The sequence below is a fragment of the Streptomyces sp. NPDC046900 genome, assembly GCF_040644975.1.
Classification (GTDB): domain Bacteria; phylum Actinomycetota; class Actinomycetes; order Streptomycetales; family Streptomycetaceae; genus Streptomyces.
Genome location: NZ_JBEYXD010000110.1, coordinates 1 through 22,064, shown reverse-complemented (window position 1 = coordinate 22,064; position 22,064 = coordinate 1). Strand labels below are relative to the sequence as shown.

Genomic DNA, 22,064 nt, shown 5'->3' with positions numbered 1-22,064 from the left:
CCAGTGGAGGCCCAACGAGCACGGCGGCCGCGAGAACCTGGACGCCGTGGCCTTCCTGCAGGAGATGAACGCCACCGTCTACCGCCGCTGCCCCGGCGTGGTCACCATCGCCGAGGAATCCACCGCCTGGGACGGCGTCACCCGCGCCACCGACCACAGGGGGCCCAGCGGCTTCGGCGGTCTGGGGTTCGGCCTGAAATGGAACATGGGCTGGATGCACGACTCGCTCCAGTACATGAGCCACGAGCCGATCCACCGCAAGTACCACCACCACGAGATGACGTTCTCGATGGTGTACGCCTACAGCGAGAACTACGTGCTGCCGATCTCCCATGACGAGGTCGTGCACGGCAAGCGGTCGCTGGTGTCGAAGATGCCGGGCGACTGGTGGCAGCAGCGCGCCAACCACCGTGCCTATCTGGGCTTCATGTGGGCCCACCCCGGCAAGCAGCTCCTGTTCATGGGGCAGGAGTTCGCCCAGGGAGCCGAGTGGTCCGAGGCCCATGGACCTGACTGGTGGCTGCTGGACCCGGCGTACGGGGCGGAGGCCGACCACCGGGGCGTGCGTGACCTGGTCCGTGATCTCAACTCGGGCTATCGCCACACGCCGGCGCTGTGGCAGCGCGACACCGAGCCGTCCGGCTTCCAGTGGGTGGTGGGCGACGCCGCCGACGACAACGTGTTCGCGTTCCTGCGCTACGACGCCGAGGGCACACCACTGCTGGCCGTCTCCCACTTCTCCCCGGTCGTGCGCCACGACTACCGCCTGGGCGTCCCCGACGACGTCCCGGCCTGGTACGAGGTGCTCAACACCGACCTGGCCAGGTACGGCGGCAGCGACGTCCACAACCCCGACCCGCTGAAGCCGGAACCCACTCCCTGGCACAGCCGTGCGGCGAGCATCCGTCTGACCCTGCCCCCGCTGTCGACGATCTGGCTCCGTCCGGCCTGAGGTCTTCCCTCGTCGAGGGCCGGGGCCGGCTTCCCCGGCCTCCGGCCCTGGACGAGAAGGCCGTTCAGGCGGTGGCGGCGATGTCCAGCGCCGTCTCCAGCGCCTTCGGCAGCTCCCCGGTGTGCAGCACGCCCAGCCGCTGTGTGGCCCGCGTCAGGGCCACATAGAGATCGCTCGTGCCGTAGCGTGCGGGCTCGACCACCAGTACCGAGTCGAACTCCAGGCCCTTGGACTGGCGCGGGTCGAGCAGCACGACGGCCCGGGTCAGGTCCGGTTCCGCGCCCGCCGTGACCCCGTCGAGCCGTGCGGCGAGCGACCGGTGCAGTTCGCGCGGCGCGATCACCGCGAGCCGGCCCTCGGCGGCGTTCAGCTCCCCGACTGCCTCGGCCACGGCGGCGGGCAGATCGCCGGTGGCCCGCACCCAGGGCCGTACGCCCGTGGACCGTACCGAACTCGGCGGTTCGAACCCGGGGTTCTCCGCGCGGACCACATCCGCCGCCACGTCCATGATCTCGGACGGGGTGCGGTAGTTCACGCCGAGCCGGGTGTGCTCCCAGCGGTCCTCGACATACGGCGCGAGGATCTCGGACCACGAGCCGACCCCACCGGCCTCGGCCGTCTGCGCCGGGTCCCCGACCAGCGTCATCGAACGGGTCGGGCTGCGCCGCATCAGCAGCCGCCATGCCATCGGCGACAGCTCCTGCGCCTCGTCGACGATGATGTGCCCGAACGCCCAGGTGCGGTCGGCCGCAGCGCGTTCGGCCGCGCTGCGGTGGTCCGCCTCCTCCTGCCGCTCGGCGAACCGCTCCGCGTCGATGATGTCGTGCGCGGACAGCACCTCGGACCCGTCGGGGTCGCTGTCCTCCTTGTCCTCGAACTCGTACGTCCGGGACGCGAACGACACGTCCAGCACGCCCTGCGCGTACGCGACCTGGCTCTCCCGCTCGCGCTCGGCGCGCGCCCTCGCCACCCGGTCGTCCTCGCCGAGCAGTTCGGCGGCCTCGTCGAGCAGCGGTACGTCGGCCGTGGTCCAGGCACGCGTGACCCGGCGGCGGATGGCGGCCGCGTCCTCGTCGGACACATACCCCTCCGGGTCCGCGAGGAAGTCCGCGACCAGCCGCTGCGACGTCAGTCGCGGCCACAACTGGTCGATGGCGGACCAGACTTCGCGGTTCTCGGCCAGTTCGTCGCGGATCTGGGTGATGTCGCTGGCGTCGAGGAGGTTGCTGCCGTCGTACGGGTCCGTGCCGATGCGCTCGGCGACCATGTCGGTGAGCGTGTTGAGGATGTGCCCCTCGAAGTGCTCGCGGGCCACGTTGTGCGGCAGTTGCGCCGCACGGGTGCGCTCGCGGGCGACGTTCACCAGGCCGTCGTCGAGCATCAGGACCTCGCGGTCGTGCTTGATGGCGATCACGGGGTCGGGCAGCGCCTGCCGGTCGCGTACCACAGCGGCGAGGACGTCGGCCATCTCGGCGCGCCCCTTCACGGCGGCCGCCGCGGGCGTGTCGGTGGCGGTCGCCCGCACGCCGGGGAAGAGTTCGCCGACGGTCGCCAGCAGGACGCCGGTCTCGCCCAGCGAGGGCAGCACCTCGCCGATGTAGCCGAGGAACGCCGGGTTCGGGCCGACGATGAGGACGGCGCGGCGGGCGAGCAGTTCCCGGTGCTCGTAGAGCAGGTACGCCGCCCGGTGCAGGGCGACGGCCGTCTTGCCGGTGCCGGGACCGCCCTCCACCACCAGCACGCCGCGGTACGGCGCGCGGATGATGCGGTCCTGGTCGGCCTGGATGGTCTGCACGATGTCGCTCATCCGGCCGGTGCGGGCGGCGTTGAGCGCGGCGAGCAGCACGGCGTCCCCGGACGGGTCCTCGTGGCCGGTGCGCTCGCGGTCGCTCAGGTCCAGGATCTCGTCGTGCAGGGAGGTCACCCGGCGCCCCTCGGTGCCGATGTGCCGGCGCCGGCGCAGGCCCATCGGAGTGTGACCGGTGGCCAGATAGAAGGGCCGGGCGACGTCGGCGCGCCAGTCGATGAGGACCGGGGTGCGCTCCGCGTCGTCGCTGCGCAGCCCGATGCGCCCGATGTGGTGGCTCCGGCCGGAGGTGAGGTCGATACGGCCGAAGCAGAGCGACCCGTCCACCGCGTTCAGCGCCGCCAGCAGCCCCGAGCGTTCGGCGACCAGGATGTCCCGCTCCAGCCGGGCCTGCATGGGCTTGTCGCCCTGTGCCAGCGCGTCCGCCACGGAGTCCTCGGTGTCACCGCGCAGGGCGTCCACGCGCGCGTACAGCCCGTCGATGAATTCCTGCTCCCGACGCAATTCATCGTCCGGAAATTCGGTGTTTGACAATTCCGCTCCCGCTCGGATATACTGAGCCCACTGAACTTCTTCGCGGCCCAACCCTTTTGAAGTCGCGAACCATTGAATATACGCAAGGAAATCCCCCGAGCGCAATTGCTCGGGGGATTTCTTTGTGACCGCGACGGTCAGAGCAGGTCGGACAGTTCCTCCAGCAGCCGCCGCTTGGGCCGCGCCCCGACCATCGCCTTCACCGGCTCGCCGTCGCGGAAGACCATGAACGTCGGCATCGACAGCACCTTGTACGCGTTCGTGGTCGCCGGATTGGTGTCCACATCCAGCTGCACCACCTTGAGCCGGTCCCTCTCCTCGGCGGCGAGGGCGCTGAGCACCGGGCCCATCTGCCGGCACGGCGGGCACCAGTCGGCGGTGAACTCCACCAGCACGGGCAGCCGCGCCCCGATCACCTCCGTCTCGAAGTCCGCGTCCGTCACCTCGGTCACGCCTTCAGCCTTGATCACCGCTCCTGCCCTCCCAGCTCGCACACCGGCTCCGGACCGCCCGGAACCGCAGCCTCGGCCGCCAGCGCCGCCTGCGCCCGCTCCGCCCTCGAAAGCTGATCGCCGACCGTCACCCGCACCGCCCGCAACTCGTCGATCAGCGCGTCGAGCTCGTCCAGCTTGCGCCGGTAGACCGCGAGTGACGCCGGGCAGGAGTCGCCCTCCGGATGCCCCGCGCGCAGGCACTCCACGAAGGGCCGCGTCTCCTCCAGGTCGAACCCGAAGTCCTGCAGCGTGCGGATCTGCCGCAGCAGTTTCAGATCGTGCTCGTCGTAGGTGCGGTATCCGTTGCCCGTGCGCCGCGCGGGCAGCAGTCCCCGCGACTCGTAGTACCGCAAGGTGCGTGTGGTGGTCCCGGCCCGCGCCGCCAGCTCGCCGATTCGCATGCGCACGACCGTAATCCTTGACCTCGGCGTCAGGGCAACGCGCCGACCAGGCGGCGGCAGCCGCGCGGGGCGGTCCGATCAGCCGGGCGGGGCGGTCCGATCAGCCGGACGGCACCCGCGCGGGGCGGTCTGGTCAGCCGGGTGGCAGCAGCGCCCGCCGAGCCGCGCGCCGTCGTCCGGCGCCGCACGGCCCGGACGTCATGAGGGCGCCGGCCATCCAGGTGGCCCCAGCAGCCCGCCGCCGTACCGAACGCGGCCCCGGCGCCCCGGGCGAAGAACACACTGCCGAGCAGGGCGACCCGAGCGTCGAGCCGAGTTGCCGCACGGCGTTGAGCAGCCCGGCCGCGGAGCCTGTCTCGTGCGGGCGTACCCGCTGCAGCGCCGTGGTGAAGAACGGCACCGCGAACAGCCCCTGCCCCAGTCCGCACACGGCGAGCACGGGCAGCAGCGCCCACGGGTGGCGGCCGGCCGGGACGACGGCGTACACGGCGACGGCGGCCAGGACCCCGGCGAGCAGCACTCCGAGCCCGGCGTGCGGGACCCGCGTCCCGTACGCCGGCACCAGCCGCACTCAGGGCCGCGGGCCCGCTGTGTCCGGCGTCGGCGCGGGTCGGACGGTGACCGGGAAGCCCGCCGACTCCTCCACCTCGAGCAGCGACGCGCTCCGCCGCTCCTCGTCGAACGCCTTGCGGCCGCCACGCAGGCCGAACAGCCGTTTGGCGAGGGCGATATAGAGGACCGCGAGGATGTTGAGGACCAAGGTGGCGATCTTCAGAGCGCTGATGTGCTCGGTCAGTTCGTAGACCTCCAGTGGGAGGAAGGCCGCGGTGGCGACGACCGTCAGGTACTCCGCCCAGCGCCTGGCGTTCCAGAGTCCGACCGCCTCGATCAGCTCGATCAGCGCATAGGCCAGCAGCAGCCCGGCGACCAGGAGCAGCGTGGAGTGCTTGTAGCCGAAGGACTTCTGGATGGTGCCGACCACGGGTGAGTGGTCGAGGTCGTAGTGGAAGTGCCGGAAGACGGGCCGGAACACGTCCAGGTTCTCGTTGAAGAGGCGCCGCACCGCGTCCTGGCTGTTGCTGAACCGCCAGACGGCCACCGCGACCAGCGCGATGAACACACCGCGCACCGCCCGTTCGATCGCCAGGAAGCGCAGGATGAACAGATCGCGCAGCACCTTGCCGCGCGGTACCAGCGGCGCCTCGCCGGCGGGACCCGAGCCGTGCGGCTCGCCCAGCACGAAGTCGCCGCAGCGCAGGCACCGCCAGGCATCCCCGACGCCCGTCCGGGCGTGCAGCCGCGTCCGCAGCCGGGGGTCGTCGGGTGCGTAGGTCACATGCCCGCGACGCGCGCAGTGGCGCCGGTCCCAGTCGATCTTCATGCCCCCGTGCCTCCCGCCGAAGTGCCGTGCCGGTCGGTCCGGCACGGCACCATGGTGCATGTACTACGAGACGTGGGTGCGCGGGGCGGGGTTCCGGGAGGCCGTCAGCGGGTTCCGGCGGTCGCGGACTCCCGCTCCTCGCTGTGCTGCTCGGCCGGGGCCGGGCGCCCCCTGCGCGGCAGCAGCATCGCGACCAGTACGGTGCCGGCTCCGAGGATCACCGCGCCGACCAGACTGGTGTGGGCGACGGCGTCCGCGAAGGACGAGCCGACCGCGTCGGCCATCTGGCGTGCGCCGTGCGCGAGCTGGTCGGCCTGCGCCTTCAGCCGGCCGGCCTGCTGGGCGCTCTGGGCGTGCGCCGCCTGCTCGGCAAGGTGCCTGGCCCGGTCGCCGATGCCCTGCGCCACCGCGTACCCCGCGCCGACCGAGTCCTGCGCGGTGGACAGCGCGCTCGCCGGCAGCCCACTGCCCCCCGTGGCGTCCGCCAGATGCGAGGAGTACGAGCCCGCCAGCACCGAACCGAGGATGGCGATGCCGAGCGAGCCCCCCAGTTCCAGGGAGGTGTCGTTCACCGCGCCGCCGACGCCCAGCTCGGACTCCGGGAACGCGCCCATGATCGCGTCGGTGCAGGGCGAGAGCGCGAGGCCGATCGCGAGGCCCAGGATCACCAGCGGAAGCACGAAGTCGCCGTAGGTGGATCCCGAGTCGACCCGGGTGAGCAGCGCCAGCGCCGCGGTGCCACCGGCCATGCCCGCGGTCACCGTGATCCGCATACCGATCCGCGGGGTGAGGTAGCCGGTCAGCGCCGAGCCCACGAACACCGCTCCGGCCAGCGGCAGCATCCGGACACCGGTCTGCAGGGCGTCGTATCCGAGGACGAACTGGAGGTGCTGGGTGAGGTAGTAGAAGGCGCCGAAGACGGCCAGGAAGAACAGGGCCACGGCGAGGTTGGACCCCGCGAAGCGACGGTGCGCGAAGCGGCGTACGTCGAGGACGGGGCGTGGGTGGCGCAGCTCCCAGACGACGAACAGGACGAGACCGGCGCCCGCGATCGTGGCGGCCGTGACCGCCTTGACGCCCCAGCCGAAGTGCGGGCCCTCGATGATCATGTAGACGAGCGAGCCGACCCAGACCACCGACAGCAGCCCGCCGACGTAGTCGATCCGCTCGTGGTGGGCGGCCCTGGACGGCGGTACGAGGACGAGGGCGGCGACCAGGGCGACGGCGGCGATCGGCACGTTGATCAGGAACGTGGACGACCAGCCGTGGTCCTGCAGGAGCGCACCGGCGACCAGCGGACCGGCGGCGATGGCCAGACCGGCGGTGGCGGTCCACAGGGTGATCGCCTTGGCGCGCTCGGCGCGGGGGAAGGTGGCGGCGAGGAGCGAGAGCGTGGCGGGCATGATGAGCGCGGCTCCCGTGCCCATGACGGCGCGGGCCGCGATGACCGTGGCGGCGCTGCCCGCGAGGTAGCCGTAGACGGCCCCGCCGCCGAAGACCACCAGTCCGAGGACGAGCGCGCCGCGCCGGCTGTACTTGTCGCCGATCGCGCCGAGCAGGAGCATCAGCGCCGCGTAGGGCACGGTGTAGCCGTCGATGACCCACTGCAGGTCGGCGCTGGACAGTCCGAGGTCCTGGGTCATGTCCGGGGCGGCGACGGTGAGGGCGGTGTTCGCCATCACGATGATCAGCAGGCTCAGGCAGAGCACGAGCAGCGCCCACCAGCGCCGGGCGTAGGGCCGGTCCATCCTCTCGACCGGTTCGTTCATGACGAATCGCATGGGTTGGGGCCTTCCTCTGTCTCAGCGCCCTCGACTTGCACAGCGATGTGCATTTGCACAACGGTGCGCAATGTACGGCGTTGCACAGCACTGTGCAAATCAAGAAGGTGAAGGCACCCGGAGGCACCCGGAGGCACTGGGCGGCGGTGCAGAATGGCAGCCATGACCACGGGTAACGCCAGCCGCGCCGACGCCAACCGCCGCCGCATCCTGGAGGTCGCGCTCGCCGAACTGCTGCGCGACCCCGACGCGTCCATGGACCAGATCGCGCGGGCCGCGGGCGTCGTACGGCGCACGGTGTACGGGCACTTCCCGAGCCGGGAGGCGCTGATCGGCACACTCGTCGACGGAGCGGTGGACGCGGTCGCGGCGGCGCACGCGGCCGGCCGCGAGGGCGTGGCGGACCCGGCGGAGGCGGTGGCCCGTTCGACGCTGGCGGTGTGGGAGGTCGCCGACCGCTACCGGATCCTGGTCGCGCTGGCCCAGCGCAGCGTCAGCGTGCAGGGCATCCGCGACCGTCTGGCGCCGGTGCGCGAGGCGTGCGCCAAGGTCCTGGCGCAGGGCTTGGAGCAAGGTGTGTTCACCTCACCGCTGCCGCCGCGGGCGCTCGCGTACGTGCACGAGCAGATGGTGTTCGCGCTGATGGAGGCGGTGAACGAGGGCGTGCTGTCGGCCCGGGATGCGGGCCGCTCCGCCGCGGTCACCGTGCTGACGGCGGCGGGCGTGCCCGCCTCCCGGGCCGCCGAGCTGGTGGCCAAGCTGAGCGACTGACAGACCGCCCGGGAACACGACCGAGCGGCCGGGCCCGAGAGGTACGGGCCCGGCCGCTCGACGGCTGGGGAGGTCCGGTCCAGGCGGCAGAGAGACGCGGGGAGCGTCCCGCCGCCCGGATGGCGAGGTGCGCGGGGCTCAGGCCTTGGCCAGTTCCTTGTCGCCGCCCTGCTCGGGCGCCTCGGCCGGGACAGTCGTCCGGCCCTCGTCGAGCAGCGTCGTCTCGTCGAAGGGCAGCCGGCCCGTGAGCACCTGCTGTACGCGCTCGTTGTCGATCTCCTTCGTCCAGGTGCCGATCAAAACGGTGGCCACGGCGTTGCCCGCGAAGTTGGTCAGGGCGCGGGCCTCGCTCATGAAGCGGTCGATGCCGACGATCAGGCCGACGCCGTCGACCAGCGCGGGCTTGTGCGACTGCAGACCGCCGGCCAGCGTGGCGAGACCGGCGCCGCTGACGCCCGCCGCGCCCTTCGAGGCGATGAGCAGGAACAGCAGCAGCGGGATCTGCTCACCGACGGACATCGGCGTGCCCAGCGCATCGGCGATGTAGAGCGACGCCATGGTCATGTAGATCATGGTGCCGTCGAGGTTGAAGGAGTAGCCGGTCGGGACGGTGATGCCGACGACCGGCTTGCCGACACCGAGGTGCTCCATCTTCGCGATCAGCCGCGGCAGTGCGGACTCGGAGGAGGAGGTGGACAGGATCAGCAGGAACTCACGGCCCAGGTACTTGCAGAGCGTGAAGATGTTCAGGCCCGCGACGAGGCGCAGCAGGGCGCCGAGGACGACGAAGACGAACAGGACGCAGGTGACGTAGAAGCCGAGCATCAGTACGGCGAGGCTCTTGAGCGCGTCCAGGCCGGCCGAACCCACGACGGCGGCGATCGCTCCGAAGGCACCGATCGGGGCGGCCCACATCACCATGGCGAGGATGCGGAAGACCAGCCGCTGGATGTGCTCGACGCCGCGCAGCACGGGGACGCCCGCCGAACCCATCGCCTGCAGCGCGAAGCCGGCGAGGAGTGCGACGAGAAGGGTCTGCAGGACCTGGCCCTCGGTGAAGGCGGAGACGAAGGTCGTCGGGATGATCGAGAGCACGAAGTCGACCGGCGGCAGCGCGTCCGGTGACACCTGGGCGTGGCCCACGTCCTTGATCGCGTTCGTCAGATGGAGGCCCTCACCGGGGTGCAGGACGTTTCCGACGACCAGCCCGATGGCCAGCGCGACCAGGGACATCACCAGGAAGTAGCCGAGTGCGATACCGCCGACGGCACCGACCTTGGCGGCCTTGCGCACCGAGCCGATGCCCAGCACGATCGTGCAGAAGATGATCGGCGAGATCATCATCTTGATCAGGTTCACGAAGCCCGTGCCGAGGGGTTTGAGCTCCACTCCGAAGTCGGGCCAGATCAGGCCCACGGCGATGCCCAGCGCCACCGCGATGATCACTGCTATGTACAGATAGTGGGTGCGATCCCGCCTCGCGGCGGGTGCGGCAGGTGCCGTCGTCGTCACGGCTGCCTCCTTGACGTCTTCGTCGGCATCACCGGCGTGCGGCTCACGTCCGGAATTCGGGGGCTCGGGGTCGGATCTCCGGGCTCGGGGGAGCCGGGGAGTGCGTCCCGGGATGCGGTGACTATCTCCCGCCGTGTGAGGGGCGTCACCCTTCCGTTCATTTAGTTCACGCTTATACGGGGAGCCGGAATCGCGAGGCAGACTGAACGCATGTTCACGCTCCGCCTCCCGAGACCCCGCAGCCTGGCCGGCCAGCTCTTCGCGATGCAGGCCGTGCTGATCGCGGTGCTCGTCGCCGGGTACGCGCTGTTCACCTACGTCAGCGATCGCAGTCAGGCGCGTGAGGCGGCCGGCCGTCAGGCCATGGCGGTCGCACGCTCGGTCGCCGATGTGCCTTCGGTGCGGGAAGCGATCGGTACCGCCGACCCGACCTCCCGTCTGGAGCCGTACTCGCTCGAGGTCCAGGACGACACCGGGGTCGACTTCATCACGATCATGAACCCGCAGGGCATCCGCTGGGCCCACCCCGACCGGAACCAGATCGGAAAACGCTTCCTCGGCCACATCGCCCCCGCCCAGCACGGCCAGTCCTTCACCGAGACGTACACCGGCACGCTCGGCACGTCCGTCCGCGCGGTCACCCCCATCGAGGACGACGGCCGCATCATCGGCCTGGTCAGCGCGGGCATCAAGGTCGAGTCGATCAGCGCGCGGGTCCAGGACCAGGCGACGGCCCTGATCGGGGTCGCGGGAGGCGCCCTGGTCCTGGGCGCCATCGGCACCTATGTGATCAACGCCCGGCTGCGCCGCTCCACCCACGGCCTGAACGCGACCGAGCTGAGCCGTATGCACGACTACCACCAGGCCGCGCTGCACGCCGTGCGCGAGGGCCTGCTGATGCTGGACGGCCAGTTCCGGGTGGCGCTGATCAATGACGGCGGCCGGGAGCTGCTGGGGGCGACCGGCGAGGTGGTGGGCCGCTCGGTGGCGGACCTGGGACTGCCCGCCCCGCTGACCGGCGCCCTGCTGTCCTCCGCACCGCGGGTGGACGAGGTCCACCTGACGAGCACCCGCGTCCTGGTCGTCAACACCTCCCCGGTCTCCGGCGGCGAACGCCGCGGCACGGTGGTCACCTTGCGCGATGTGACCGAGCTCCAGTCCGTGATGGGCGAGTTGGACTCGGAGCGGGGTTTCACCCAGGCACTGCGCTCGCAGGCGCACGAGGCGGCGAACAGGCTGCACACGGTCGTCTCGCTGATCGAACTCGGCCGCGCCGAGGAGGCCGTCGACTTCGCCACGGCCGAGCTGGAACTGGCGCAGGCCCTGACGGACCAGGTGGTCGCGGCGGTCAACGAACCGGTCCTCGCGGCCCTGCTCCTGGGCAAAGCCGCACAGGCCAACGAGCGGGGTGTGGAGCTGGTGGTGTCGCGGGACAGCCGCATCGACGACGGACTGCTGCCACCGTCGCTGCCCGCCCGGGACCTGGTGACGATCCTCGGCAACCTGATCGACAACGCGATGGACGCGGCGCAGGGTTCCACCGGGGCCCGGGTGACGGTGACGGCGTACACGGACGAGTCGGGTCTGGTCCTGCGGGTCGCGGACACGGGCGCCGGGGTTCACCCGGCCCACACCGAGGCGGTGTTCGAACGCGGCTGGTCGACCAAACCCGCGACGGCCCCCGGTGGCCGCGGTCTCGGCCTCGCCCTGGTCCGCCAGACGGCGCGCCGCCACGAGGGCACCCTGACGGTGTCCGAGTCGGCCGGGGGCGGGGCGGAGTTCGAAGCGCGGGTGCCGTTGCCCAGCATGAAGGCGGCCGCCTCGGCGGAACCGGCGTCGCCGGAGGCCGCCCTGTCCGGAGGTGAAGCATGACCGAACCCATCCGCGTCCTGGTCGTGGAGGACGACCCGGTGGCCGCCGACGCGCACGTCATGTACGTCGGCCGGGTCCCGGGTTTCACGGCGGTGGGCAAGGCGCACACCGGCGCGGAGGCGCGGCGCCTGCTGGACCGCACGCCGGTGGATCTGCTGCTCCTCGATCTGCACCTGCCGGACGGGCACGGGCTGCAACTGGCGCGCACGCTGCGGGCGGCCGGCTACCACGCGGACGTGATAGCCGTGACGTCCGCGCGCGACCTGGCGGTGGTGCGGGAGGGGGTCTCGCTGGGGGTCGTTCAGTACGTGCTGAAGCCGTTCACTTTCGCGACGCTGAGGGACCGTCTGGTGCGCTACGCGGAGTTCCGCGAGACGGCGGGTGAGGCGAGCGGTCAGGAGGAGGTGGACCGGGCGCTGGCCACACTGCGGGCGCCGGGCCCCCCGGCCCTGCCGAAGGGGCTGAGCGCGCCGACGCTTCAGCGGGTGACCGGGGCGCTGCGCGACTGCGAGGAGGGGCTCACCGCGGCGGGGGCCGCCGAGGCGGTGGGGATCTCCAGGATCACGGCGCGGCGGTACCTCGAGCACCTCGTGGAGGCGGGACGCGCCGGACGAAGTCCGCTCTACGGGCAGGTGGGGCGGCCGGAGTTGGTCTACCGGTGGATCCGGACCGCCGAGAAGGGCCGGTAGGCGGAGCTCCGCGTCCAATCCCTTGCAGACGCATTGACCTGACTAGACCACTCCACTTACGTTCACCGGGCAGTCATCCGGGCCACAGCGAAGTGAGCCCGTAGGAGGTCGTGCCCGTGCGCCCCACCGCCGTCCGCCCCCGCTCACCGCCCTCGTTGCTCTCGCCCTCGCCGCGACCACTCTCACCGCGTGCGGCAGCGGCTCCGGCAGCGACCCGGACACGGTGAAGGTCTCCTTCAAACAGTCGACCGACAACTCGATCCATGTCATGGACGACTACCTCGCCGGTATCAAGAAGCAGTTCGAGAGGGAGAACCCCGGCAAGAAGGTCGAACTCGTCCCCATCAAGGCCCCCGACTCGGAGTACTACACCAAGCTCCAGCAGATGCTCCGCTCCCCCAAGACCGCCCCCGACCTGGTCTACGAGGACACCTTCCTCATCAACTCGGACATCACCAGCGGCTATCTCAAGCCGCTCGACCCCTACCTCGCCAAGTGGAAGGACTGGGACCAGTTCATCGACACGGCGAAGGCCGCGGCCCGGGCCGAGGACGGAAAGACGTACGGCGTCCCGGACGGCACCGACACCCGGGGCCTCTGGTTCGACAAGGGCATCTTCAAGAAGGCGGGCCTGCCCGCGAACTGGCAGCCGAAGACCTGGGACGACGTCCTCGCCGCCGCCCGCACGATCAAGCAGAGGGTCCCCGACGTCACGCCCCTCAACGTCTACACCGGCAAACCGGCCGGCGAGGCGGCGACGATGCAGGGCTTCGAGATGCTCCTGTACGGGACGGGCGACGGCACTTCCGACCCGCTGTACGACAAGGGCACCAAGAAGTGGATCGCCGGGAGCCAGGCCTTCAAGGACGCGCTCGGGTTCGTCGAGACCGTGTACAAGGAGAAGCTGGGCACGGACGTCTCCCAGGCCCTCGACCCCAACATCCAGACCATCGTCCGCGGTGAGTTGCTCCCCAAGCGCAAGCTGGGCATCGACCTCGACGGCTCCTGGCTCCCGCAGGACTGGCTGCCGGGCAGCGGTCACGAATGGCCCGAGTGGTCGCAGCAGCTGGGCCTCGCCCCCATGCCCACCCAGCACGGCCAGGCGCCGGGCAAGGTGAGCATGTCGGGCGGCTGGACCTGGTCGGTCCCCGCCAAGGCGGGCAACCCGGACCTGGCCTTCAAGTTCATCCAGACGATGCAGACCAAGACGAACGCGCAGAAGTGGTACATCGCCAACTCCGGCATCGCGGTGCGCAAGGACGTGGCGTCGGACCCGTCGTACGTGAAGGCGCAGCCCGGCATCAAGTTCTTCACCGACCTGGTGAGCAGTACGCACTACCGGCCGGCGTATCCGGCGTACCCCAAGGTGTCGACCGCCATCCAGGAGGCCATGGAGAGTGTGACCACGGGTGACGCGTCCGTGGATAAGGCGGCGGGCGGCTACGACGAGGCGCTCAAGGCGGCGACGAACGACCAAGTGGTCCAGAAGTGAGCGATCCGCACCGCTCGCTGGCCCGTGCGCTGCCGGTGGTCCCCGCCGTGGTCCTGCTGCTGCTCTTCCTGGCGGGCCCGATCGCCTACTGCGCGTACATCGCCTTCACGGACCTGCAACTCACGGGCCAGGCCCACTCGTCGTTCGTCGGCTTCGCCAACTTCCGTACGGCGTTCGGGGACGAGGCCTTCCTCAACGCCGTCTGGCTGACACTCGTGTTCACCGTGCTGTCCTCACTGGTCGGCCAGAACACGCTGGGGCTCGCCCTGGCGTCGCTCATGCAGCGGGCCTCGAAGCCGGTCCGCACCCTGACGGGCGGGATCGTGATCACGGCGTGGGTGCTGCCGGAGGTGGTGGCGGGCTTTCTGCTCTACGCCTTCTTCCGCAAGGAAGGCACGCTGAACGCGATCCTCGACTGGCTCCGGCTGCCGTCCCAGAACTGGCTCTACACGCTTCCGATCCTGGCCGTGTCGTTCGCGAACGTGTGGCGGGGGACGGCCTTCTCCATGCTGGTCTACTCTGCGGCGCTGAACGAGATCCCGAAGGAGATCACGGAGGCGGCGCAGGTGGACGGGGCGGGCGGCGCACGCCGAATGTGGCACATCACGCTGCCGATGATCCGCCGCTCCATCGGCACGAACCTGATGCTGAACACGCTCCAGACGCTGTCGGTCTTCGGGCTGATCTGGGTGATGACGAGGGGCGGGCCGGGGAACAAGAGCCAGACCCTGCCCCTGTTCATGTACGAACAGGCCTTCCAGAACAGCATGATCGGGTACGGGACGGCGGTGGCGCTGTTGCTGCTGCTGGTCGGTTCGCTGTTCTCGGTCATGTACATGCGGCTGCTGCGGACGGAGATCTGACGTGGCGTCCACGCTCGTCTCCCGCCGAACGGGCCGGCGTCTGGCGGCCGACGCCGGCCTGCTCGTGGCGGCCGCGGCGTTCGCCCTGCCGCTCGTGTGGGTGGTCCTGTCCTCGGTGGACCCGCACGCGGATCTGCGGGTGAAGGCCCCGGACGGCGTCACCCTGGACAACTTCGACGCGGTCCTGAAACCCGACATCACATTCACCCCGTTGCTCAACAGCCTGATCCTGTGCGGCGGGGGGACACTGCTGACCGTGGTCTGCGCGGCGCTCGCCGCGTATCCGCTGTCGCGCTTCAGGTCCCGGCTGAACCGGCCGTTCCTGCTGACGATCCTGTTCGCGACCAGCCTGCCGATCACGACGATCATGGTGCCGGTGTACGCGCTGTTCGTTCAGGTGAACCTGATCGACACGGTGCAGGGCACGATCCTGTTCTTCGCCGCCTCCCAACTCCCCTTCGCCATCTGGCTGATGAAGAACTTCACGGACGGCGTCCCGAAGGAGTTGGAAGAGGCGGCGTGGACGGACGGCGCGAACTGGTTCCAGTCCCTGGTCCGCATCGTGCTGCCGCTGATGGGGCCGGGGGTCGCGGTGGTGACGGTGTTCTCGTTCGTGGTGATGTGGGGCAACTTCTTCGTGCCGTTCATGCTGCTGCTCACCCCGGACCAGATGCCGGCGTCGGTGAGCATCAACGAGTTCTTCGGCAACCGCGGCATGGTGGCGTACGGGCAACTGGCGGCGTTCTCGATCATCTACTCGACGCCGGTGATCCTGCTCTATGTGCTCGTCGCGCGCCGGCTGGGTGGCGGGTTCGCGCTGGGCGGGGCGGTCAAGGGGTGACGGCGGGCGACCCGCGAGGTGCGCAGCGAGCCCGCTCACCTCGCGGGTCGCCCCCGCTCCCCTCAGGTACCGCGCGACCCCGGGCGGCCGACGATCGCCGGCCGGTCCCCCACCGGCGGCAGCTGCCGCCCGGGGACCGGCGGCTCCGTCAGAACACCGACTCGGCCTCGTCCATCCGGTCCTTCGGCACCTTCTTCAGCTCGGTGACCGCCTCGGCCAGCGGCACCATCAGCACGTCCGTGCCCCGCAGCGCCGTCATCTTGCCGAACTCCCCGCGGTGCGCCGCCTCGACCGCGTGCCAGCCGAAGCGGGTGGCAAGCACCCGGTCGTACGCGGTCGGGGTCCCGCCGCGCTGGACGTGGCCGAGGATGACCGGCTTGGCCTCCTTGCCGAGCCGCCTCTCCAGCTCGTACGCCAGCGCCGTACCGATGCCCTGGAACCGCTCGTGGCCGTACTGGTCGATCTCTCCCTTGCCGTAGTCCATGGTGCCCTCGGCGGGGTGCGCGCCCTCGGCGACGCAGACCACCGCGAACTTCTTGCCGCGGGCGAAGCGCTCCTCGACCATCTTGACCAGGTCGGCCGGGTCGAAGGGGCGCTCGGGGAGGCAGATGCCGTGGGCGCCGGCCGCCATGCCGGACTCCAGCGCGATCCAGCCGGCGTGACGGCCCATGACCTCCACGACCATCACGCGCTGATGGGACTCGGCCGTCGTCTTCAGGCGGTCCATCGCCTCGGTGGCCACCGTCACCGCCGTGTCGAAGCCGAAGGTGCGGTCCGTGGAGGAGATGTCGTTGTCGATCGTCTTGGGGACGCCGACCACGGGCAGGCCCGCGTCCGACAGCATCCGGGCGGCCGTCAGCGTGCCCTCGCCGCCGATCGGGATCAGGGCGTCGATGCCGAAGTCGCGGATCATGTCCGAGGCGTTCTCACAGGCCTCGCGCAGCCGGTCGCGCTCCAGACGGGAAGAGCCGAGAATGGTGCCGCCCAGGGCCAGGATGCCGCTGACGGCGTCCAGGTCGAGGGTGCGGTAGTGGCCGTCGAGCAGACCCCGGTAGCCGTCCTCGAAGCCGATCACCTCGTCGCCGTACTGCGCCACCGCGCGGTGCACGACCGACCGGATCACTGCGTTCAGGCCCGGGCAGTCGCCGCCTGCGGTGAGTACTCCGATGCGCATCGTGCTGTGTCTCCTGCTCGCTGTAGATACCGGTGAGCCAATCCGATTGTTTCACGGCCCACAGACGGGTGCCGCTCCCGCACCACCCCCTGCCGACCCGCCCCGGCCCCGGGGGACCTGACGGGCGCCTTATCCAGCGCCAGAGGTATTGTCAAGGGGGTTCTGTTCACCCTCGTGGGGGGATTTCGCGAGCCACGGAACCCCATAAAAACATCTTGAATCGGTCGAAGGCACCCGTGCCACCCCTCGACGCACGAGAGGGCGCAGAGCGACCCGCGGGCCGCCCGAGCCCCTGCCCGCCACCCCACCCGAGAGACGGAACGGAGAGCACGCGTGACGCGCAGCGTGTACGTGACCGGGATCGACCGCGGCGACGGCCGCCAGGTCGTCGAGCTGGGAGTCATGGAGCTCCTGACCCGGCAGGTCGACCGGGTCGGCGTCTTCCGCCCCCTCGTCCACGACGGCCCCGACCGTCTCTTCGAGCTGCTGCACACCCGGTACCGGCTGTCGCAGGACCCGGCGACCGCGCACGGGATGGACTATCACGAGGCGTCCGCGCTCCAGGCCGAGCGCGGCACCGACGAGCTGGTGTCCACCCTCGTCGACCGCTTCCACGCGGTGGCCCGCGACTACGAGGTCGTCCTCGTCCTCGGCTCCGACTTCGCCGACACCCAGCTCCCCGACGAGCTGTCCCTCAACGCCCGGCTCGCCAACGAGTTCGGGGCGTCGGTGATCCCGGTCGTGGGCGGGCGCAAGCAGGCCCACGACTCCGTGCGGGCCGAGGTGCGCAACGCCTATCGCGCCTACCACACGCTCGGCTGCGATGTGCTCGCCATGGTCGCGAACCGGGTCGCGGCCGAGGACCGGGACGAGATCGCCGGGCGGCTCGACTCCCTGCTCCCCGTCCCCTGTTACGTCCTTCCCGACGACCCGGCCCTGTCCGCGCCCACGGTCGCGCAGATAGCCCAGGCCCTCGACGCCCGCGTCGTCCTCGGTGACGACGCGGGGCTCGCGCGGGACGCGCTCGACTTCGTCTTCGGCGGCGCCATGCTGCCGAACCTGCTGGGTGCCCTCACCCCGGGATGCCTGGTGGTGACCCCGGGCGACCGCGCCGACCTCGTCGTCGGCTCGCTGGCCGCCCACAGCGCCGGCAACCCGCCGATCGCCGGTGTCCTGCTCACCCTGGACGAGGTCCCCGGCACCGAGATCCTCTCCCTCGCCGACCGCCTCGCCCCGGGCACCCCGGTCCTCTCGGTGCCCGGCAACAGCTTCCCCACCGCCGCCCGGCTGTTCTCCCTGGAGGGGAAGCTGAACGCGGCCACTCCGCGCAAGGCGGAGCGTGCGCTCGGGCTCTTCGAGCGGTACATCGACACCGCCGGCCTGCTGGACCGGGTGTCCGCCCCGAGCAGCGACCGGGTCACGCCGATGATGTTCGAGCACAAGCTGCTGGAGCGGGCCCGCGCCGACAAGCGCCGGGTGGTGCTCCCGGAGGGCACCGAGGAGCGCGTGCTGCACGCCGCCGAGGTGCTGCTGCGCCGCGGCGTCTGCGACCTGACACTGCTCGGTCCCCTGGACGGGATCCGCAAGAAGGCCGCCGACCTCGGCATCGACCTCGGCGACTCCCAGCTGATCGACCCGGCCACCTCCGGGCTGCGCGAGACCTTCGCCGAGAAGTACGCCCGGCTGCGCGCCCACAGGGGCGTCACGATGGAGCTGGCGTACGACATCGTCGCCGACGTGAACTACTTCGGCACCCTCATGGTCGAGGAGGGCCTCGCCGACGGCATGGTGTCCGGGGCCGTGCACTCCACGGCCGCCACCATCCGGCCGGCCTTCGAGATCATCAAGACCAGGCCCGACGCGAAGATCGTCAGCTCGGTCTTCTTCATGTGCCTCGCCGACAAGGTGCTCGTCTACGGCGACTGCGCCGTGAACCCCGACCCCGACGCCGAGCAGCTCGCCGACATCGCCCTCCAGTCGGCCACCACCGCCCGGCAGTTCGGGGTGGAGCCGCGGATCGCGATGCTGTCGTACTCGACCGGCACCTCCGGCTCGGGCGCCGACGTCGACAAGGTGCGCGAGGCCACCGAGCTGGTGCGGCTGCGCGACGGCGACCTGATGATCGAGGGGCCCATCCAGTACGACGCCGCGGTCGAGCCCAGTGTCGCGGCGACCAAGCTCCCGGGCTCGCAGGTCGCCGGGCAGGCGTCCGTGCTCGTCTTCCCGGACCTCAACACCGGCAACAACACCTACAAGGCCGTGCAGCGCTCGGCCGGTGCGATCGCCGTGGGCCCCGTTCTGCAGGGCCTGCGCAAGCCCGTCAACGACCTCTCCCGGGGCGCTCTCGTTCAGGACATCGTCAACACGGTCGCCATCACGGCGATCCAGGCCCAGATCCCCACCGAGAAGGCAGCAGCCCTGTGAGCAAGACCCGCGTCCTCGTCCTCAACTCCGGCTCCTCGTCGGTGAAGTACCAGCTGCTGGACATGCGCGACAACAGCCGGCTCGCCGTGGGCATCGTCGAGCGCATCGGCGAGCAGACGTCGCGGATCAAGCACACCGCGCTCGCCACGGGCGGCACCCGGGAGCAGAACGGGCCGATCGCCGACCACCAGGCGGCCCTCAAGGCGGTCGCCGAGGAGCTGGCCAAGGACGGCCTCGGGCTCGACTCGCCCGAGCTGGCGGCCGTCGGCCACCGGGTGGTGCACGGCGGCATGTTCTTCACCGAGCCCACCGTCGTCGACGACGAAGTGCTCACGGAGATCGAGCGGCTGATCCCCGTCGCGCCGCTGCACAACCCGGCCAATCTCACCGGCATCCGTACGGCCATGGCACTGCGCCCCGACCTGCCCCAGGTCGCCGTCTTCGACACGGCGTTCCACGCGACGATGCCGGAGTACGCGGCCCGCTACGCGATCGACGTGAAGCTCGCGGACCGGCACCGGGTCCGGCGCTACGGGTTCCACGGGACCTCGCACGCGTATGTGTCCCGGAAGACCGCGAAGCTGCTGGGCAAGGCGCCGGAAGACGTCAACGTCATCGTGCTGCATCTGGGCAACGGCGCGTCCGCCTCCGCGGTCAGGGGCGGCCGGTGCGTGGACACCTCCATGGGGCTCACCCCGCTGGAGGGGCTGGTGATGGGGACGCGCTCCGGGGACCTGGATCCCGCCGTCATCTTCCATTTGGAGCGTGTTGGCGGAATGTCCATGGACGAGATCGACACTCTCCTCAACAAGAGGAGCGGTCTGTTCGGTCTGTGCGGCGACAACGACATGCGGGAAATTCAGCGCAGGATCGACGAGGGCGACGCGCAGGCAAGGCTCGCTTTCGACATCTACATCCATCGGCTGAAGAAGTACATCGGCGCCTACTACGCGGTACTCGGCAGGGTGGACGCGATCGCCTTCACGGCCGGGGTGGGCGAGAACGCGGCCCCGGTGCGGGAGGCTGCCGTCGCGGGCCTCGAGGAACTGGGCCTGGCGGTGGACGGCGCCCTCAACGCCGCAGGCGGCGACGAGCCGCGGCTGATCTCGCCCGCCGGCGCGCGGGTGGCGGTCGCCGTGGTGCCCACGGACGAGGAACTGGAGATCGCCACACAGACCTACGCACTGGTCGGAAAGGGCAACTGAACCATTTCGATCGGCTCTCGCCTGAGCACCGGCCCGCCCGTTTGTACTTTCCGCCAGACGGAATATTCCGCAGCGAAACAAACCGATAGGATCGCCCCATGCGCCGTTCGAAAATCGTCTGCACTCTCGGCCCAGCGGTCGACTCCCACGAAATGCTCGTCTCGCTGATCGAAGCCGGCATGAACGTGGCCCGCTTCAATTTCAGCCACGGCTCGCACGAAGAGCACGAGGCACGGTACGTACGCCTGCGCACCGCCGCCGCCGAAGCGGGCAAGGCCATCGGTGTCCTCGCCGACCTGCAGGGCCCGAAGATCCGTCTGGAGACCTTCGCGGAGGGTCCGGTCGAGCTGGTGCGCGGTGACACGTTCACCGTCACCGTCGAGGACGTCCCGGGCGACAAGCACATCTGCGGTACGACGTACAAGGGACTCCCGGGCGACGTCTCCAAGGGCGACCCGATCCTCATCAACGACGGCAACGTCGAGCTGAAGGTCACGGACGTCGAGGGCCCCCGGGTGAAGACGATCGTCATCGAGGGCGGCGTCATCTCCGACCACAAGGGCATCAACCTCCCCGGCGCGGCGGTGAACGTCCCGGCGCTGTCGGAGAAGGACATCGACGACCTGCGGTTCGCGCTGCGCATGGGCTGCGACATGGTCGCGCTGTCGTTCGTGCGGGACGCCAACGACGTCAAGGACGTCCACCGCATCATGGACGAGGAGGGCCGGCGCGTCCCGGTCATCGCCAAGGTGGAGAAGCCGCAGGCGGTGGCGAACATGGAGGACGTCGTGATGGCGTTCGACGGCGTGATGGTCGCCCGCGGCGACCTGGCCGTCGAGTACCCGCTCGAGAAGGTCCCGATGGTGCAGAAGCGGCTCATCGAGCTGTGCCGCCGCAACGCCAAGCCGGTGATCGTGGCGACCCAGATGATGGAGTCGATGATCACCAACTCCCGTCCGACCCGCGCCGAGGCCTCCGACGTGGCCAACGCCATCCTGGACGGCACCGACGCGGTCATGCTGTCCGCCGAGTCGAGCGTGGGCGCGTACCCGATCGAGACGGTCAAGACGATGTCGAAGATCGTCCGGGCGGCCGAGGAGGAGCTGCTGTCCAAGGGCCTGCAGCCGCTCGTCCCGGGCAAGAAGCCGCGCACGCAGGGCGGTTCGATGGCGCGCGCCGCCGCGGAGATCGCCGACTTCCTGGGCGGCAAGGGCCTGGTCGCCTTCACCAAGTCCGGTGACACCGCCCGCCGGCTGTCCCGCTACCGGGCCTGCCAGCCGATCCTGGCGTTCACCACGGACGAGTCCACCCGCAACCAGCTGGCGCTGAGCTGGGGCGTGGAGTCGCACGTCGTGCCGTTCGTGAACAGCACCGACGAGATGGTCGAGCTGGTGGACCAGGAGCTGACGCGGCTCAAGCGGTTCAACGACGGCGACATCGTGGTCATCACCGCCGGCTCCCCGCCCGGGGTCCCCGGCACCACGAACATGGTCCGCGTCCACCACCTGGGCGAGGGCCACCGCAGCTGACGCCGTGCCCACGGCTCCGCGACGAGGAGGGCGCCCCCTGCCCATGGCAGGGGGCGCCCTCGTGTCGCACGGTCTCCTGCCGGCTGCGGTGGATCGCCGGCCGTTCGCTGCCACGCCATGGATACGCGACCGCATGCCACTGCTCGTCGGTGAGCCGGTCCGGATCCCGCTGGACGCGGGCGGCGAACTGCCGCACCGCAGCGAACCGCCGGCTCACCGCACCGGGCGCCGACCAGAGCCGCACAAAGAGCAGTGGCCCAGTCCCCCGCGGGGGGCGGGGGGGGCGGGAGGAGGGGAGGGCGAAGCAGTTTAACACACACCAAACAAAAAAAAGATTAGGGG

At 70.5% G+C, this 22,064-nt stretch carries 18 protein-coding genes; 10 read left to right on the top strand and 8 right to left on the bottom strand.

Features of this window, described 5'->3' with window-relative positions; genetic code table 11:
• On the top strand, window positions 1-952 hold a 952-nt coding region (locus tag ABZ904_RS45120; RefSeq protein ID WP_361829952.1), incomplete at its 5' end, for an alpha amylase C-terminal domain-containing protein.
• 64 nt (window positions 953-1,016) lie between these two features.
• On the opposite strand, the gene ABZ904_RS45115 is transcribed toward ABZ904_RS45120, so the two are convergent.
• The 6 genes from ABZ904_RS45115 to ABZ904_RS45090 form a co-directional block, all read right to left on the bottom strand.
• Complete coding sequence (locus ABZ904_RS45115; protein ID WP_361003999.1) at window positions 1,017-3,311, bottom strand: UvrD-helicase domain-containing protein; 2,295 nt, start codon at window positions 3,309-3,311, stop codon at window positions 1,017-1,019.
• Between the two features lie 119 nt (window positions 3,312-3,430).
• Window positions 3,431-3,763 carry a thioredoxin domain-containing protein gene (locus ABZ904_RS45110; RefSeq protein ID WP_359409108.1) on the bottom strand — a complete coding sequence of 111 codons (333 nt, stop codon included), beginning with the start codon at window positions 3,761-3,763 and terminating at the stop codon, window positions 3,431-3,433.
• Window positions 3,760-4,188, bottom strand: coding sequence for a MerR family transcriptional regulator (locus tag ABZ904_RS45105; protein WP_359409112.1), 429 nt, complete (start codon window positions 4,186-4,188; stop codon window positions 3,760-3,762). The genes ABZ904_RS45110 and ABZ904_RS45105 overlap by 4 nt, the downstream gene beginning before the upstream one ends.
• A gap of 133 nt (window positions 4,189-4,321) precedes the next feature.
• The gene (locus ABZ904_RS45100) at window positions 4,322-4,750 is read right to left on the bottom strand and encodes an MFS transporter (RefSeq protein WP_359409106.1); all 429 of its coding nucleotides are present in this window, start codon (window positions 4,748-4,750) and stop codon (window positions 4,322-4,324) included.
• A 9-nt stretch (window positions 4,751-4,759) separates the two neighbouring features.
• A complete protein-coding gene (locus tag ABZ904_RS45095; protein ID WP_361829950.1) occupies window positions 4,760-5,569 on the bottom strand; it encodes a DUF2127 domain-containing protein in 810 nt (269 codons plus the stop codon).
• Between the two features lie 104 nt (window positions 5,570-5,673).
• Window positions 5,674-7,350, bottom strand: a complete 1,677-nt coding sequence (locus ABZ904_RS45090) for an MFS transporter (protein WP_361829948.1) — start codon at window positions 7,348-7,350, stop codon at window positions 5,674-5,676.
• A gap of 153 nt (window positions 7,351-7,503) precedes the next feature.
• Between ABZ904_RS45090 and ABZ904_RS45085 the strand changes: the two genes are divergently transcribed.
• Window positions 7,504-8,121, top strand: a complete 618-nt coding sequence (locus ABZ904_RS45085; RefSeq protein ID WP_359409100.1) for a TetR/AcrR family transcriptional regulator — start codon at window positions 7,504-7,506, stop codon at window positions 8,119-8,121.
• A 138-nt stretch (window positions 8,122-8,259) separates the two neighbouring features.
• Here ABZ904_RS45085 and ABZ904_RS45080 read toward each other — a convergent pair whose 3' ends face one another.
• Window positions 8,260-9,633: a cation:dicarboxylase symporter family transporter gene (locus tag ABZ904_RS45080; protein WP_361829946.1), complete on the bottom strand. Its 1,374-nt coding sequence runs from the start codon at window positions 9,631-9,633 to the stop codon at window positions 8,260-8,262.
• A gap of 210 nt (window positions 9,634-9,843) precedes the next feature.
• Between ABZ904_RS45080 and ABZ904_RS45075 the strand changes: the two genes are divergently transcribed.
• From ABZ904_RS45075 to ABZ904_RS45055, 5 genes are all read left to right on the top strand, one after another.
• Window positions 9,844-11,505, top strand: coding sequence for a sensor histidine kinase (locus tag ABZ904_RS45075; protein ID WP_359409096.1), 1,662 nt, complete (start codon window positions 9,844-9,846; stop codon window positions 11,503-11,505).
• A complete protein-coding gene (locus ABZ904_RS45070) occupies window positions 11,502-12,194 on the top strand; it encodes a response regulator (protein ID WP_361003980.1) in 693 nt (230 codons plus the stop codon). Before ABZ904_RS45075 ends, ABZ904_RS45070 begins: the two co-directional genes overlap by 4 nt.
• A 223-nt stretch (window positions 12,195-12,417) precedes the next feature.
• Window positions 12,418-13,686: an extracellular solute-binding protein gene (locus tag ABZ904_RS45065; RefSeq protein WP_361829943.1), complete on the top strand. Its 1,269-nt coding sequence runs from the start codon at window positions 12,418-12,420 to the stop codon at window positions 13,684-13,686.
• Window positions 13,683-14,549, top strand: coding sequence for a sugar ABC transporter permease (locus tag ABZ904_RS45060; protein WP_359409090.1), 867 nt, complete (start codon window positions 13,683-13,685; stop codon window positions 14,547-14,549). Before ABZ904_RS45065 ends, ABZ904_RS45060 begins: the two co-directional genes overlap by 4 nt.
• Window position 14,550: 1 nt before the next feature.
• Window positions 14,551-15,390, top strand: a complete 840-nt coding sequence (locus ABZ904_RS45055) for a carbohydrate ABC transporter permease (protein ID WP_361003986.1) — start codon at window positions 14,551-14,553, stop codon at window positions 15,388-15,390.
• A gap of 148 nt (window positions 15,391-15,538) precedes the next feature.
• Here ABZ904_RS45055 and ABZ904_RS45050 read toward each other — a convergent pair whose 3' ends face one another.
• Window positions 15,539-16,564, bottom strand: a complete 1,026-nt coding sequence (locus tag ABZ904_RS45050) for an ATP-dependent 6-phosphofructokinase (RefSeq protein ID WP_361003989.1) — start codon at window positions 16,562-16,564, stop codon at window positions 15,539-15,541.
• 333 nt (window positions 16,565-16,897) lie between these two features.
• Between ABZ904_RS45050 and pta the strand changes: the two genes are divergently transcribed.
• From pta to pyk, 3 genes are all read left to right on the top strand, one after another.
• Window positions 16,898-18,988: a phosphate acetyltransferase gene (pta, locus tag ABZ904_RS45045; RefSeq protein WP_361003992.1), complete on the top strand. Its 2,091-nt coding sequence runs from the start codon at window positions 16,898-16,900 to the stop codon at window positions 18,986-18,988.
• Complete coding sequence (locus ABZ904_RS45040; protein ID WP_361003995.1) at window positions 18,985-20,193, top strand: acetate kinase; 1,209 nt, start codon at window positions 18,985-18,987, stop codon at window positions 20,191-20,193. The genes pta and ABZ904_RS45040 overlap by 4 nt, the downstream gene beginning before the upstream one ends.
• Before the next feature lie 98 nt (window positions 20,194-20,291).
• Window positions 20,292-21,722, top strand: coding sequence for a pyruvate kinase (gene pyk / locus ABZ904_RS45035; protein ID WP_359409080.1), 1,431 nt, complete (start codon window positions 20,292-20,294; stop codon window positions 21,720-21,722).
• Window positions 21,723-22,064: the final 342 nt, after the last annotated feature.

Coding starts and splice junctions, on each gene's coding strand:
- ABZ904_RS45105 (WP_359409112.1), bottom strand. CDS start 4,188: ATGCGAATCGGCGAGCTGGCGGCGCGGGCCGGGACCACCACACGCACC.
- ABZ904_RS45095 (WP_361829950.1), bottom strand. CDS start 5,569: ATGAAGATCGACTGGGACCGGCGCCACTGCGCGCGTCGCGGGCATGTG.
- ABZ904_RS45090 (WP_361829948.1), bottom strand. CDS start 7,350: ATGCGATTCGTCATGAACGAACCGGTCGAGAGGATGGACCGGCCCTAC.
- ABZ904_RS45085 (WP_359409100.1), top strand. CDS start 7,504: ATGGCAGCCATGACCACGGGTAACGCCAGCCGCGCCGACGCCAACCGC.
- ABZ904_RS45075 (WP_359409096.1), top strand. CDS start 9,844: ATGTTCACGCTCCGCCTCCCGAGACCCCGCAGCCTGGCCGGCCAGCTC.
- ABZ904_RS45070 (WP_361003980.1), top strand. CDS start 11,502: ATGACCGAACCCATCCGCGTCCTGGTCGTGGAGGACGACCCGGTGGCC.
- ABZ904_RS45050 (WP_361003989.1), bottom strand. CDS start 16,564: ATGCGCATCGGAGTACTCACCGCAGGCGGCGACTGCCCGGGCCTGAAC.
- pyk (WP_359409080.1), top strand. CDS start 20,292: ATGCGCCGTTCGAAAATCGTCTGCACTCTCGGCCCAGCGGTCGACTCC.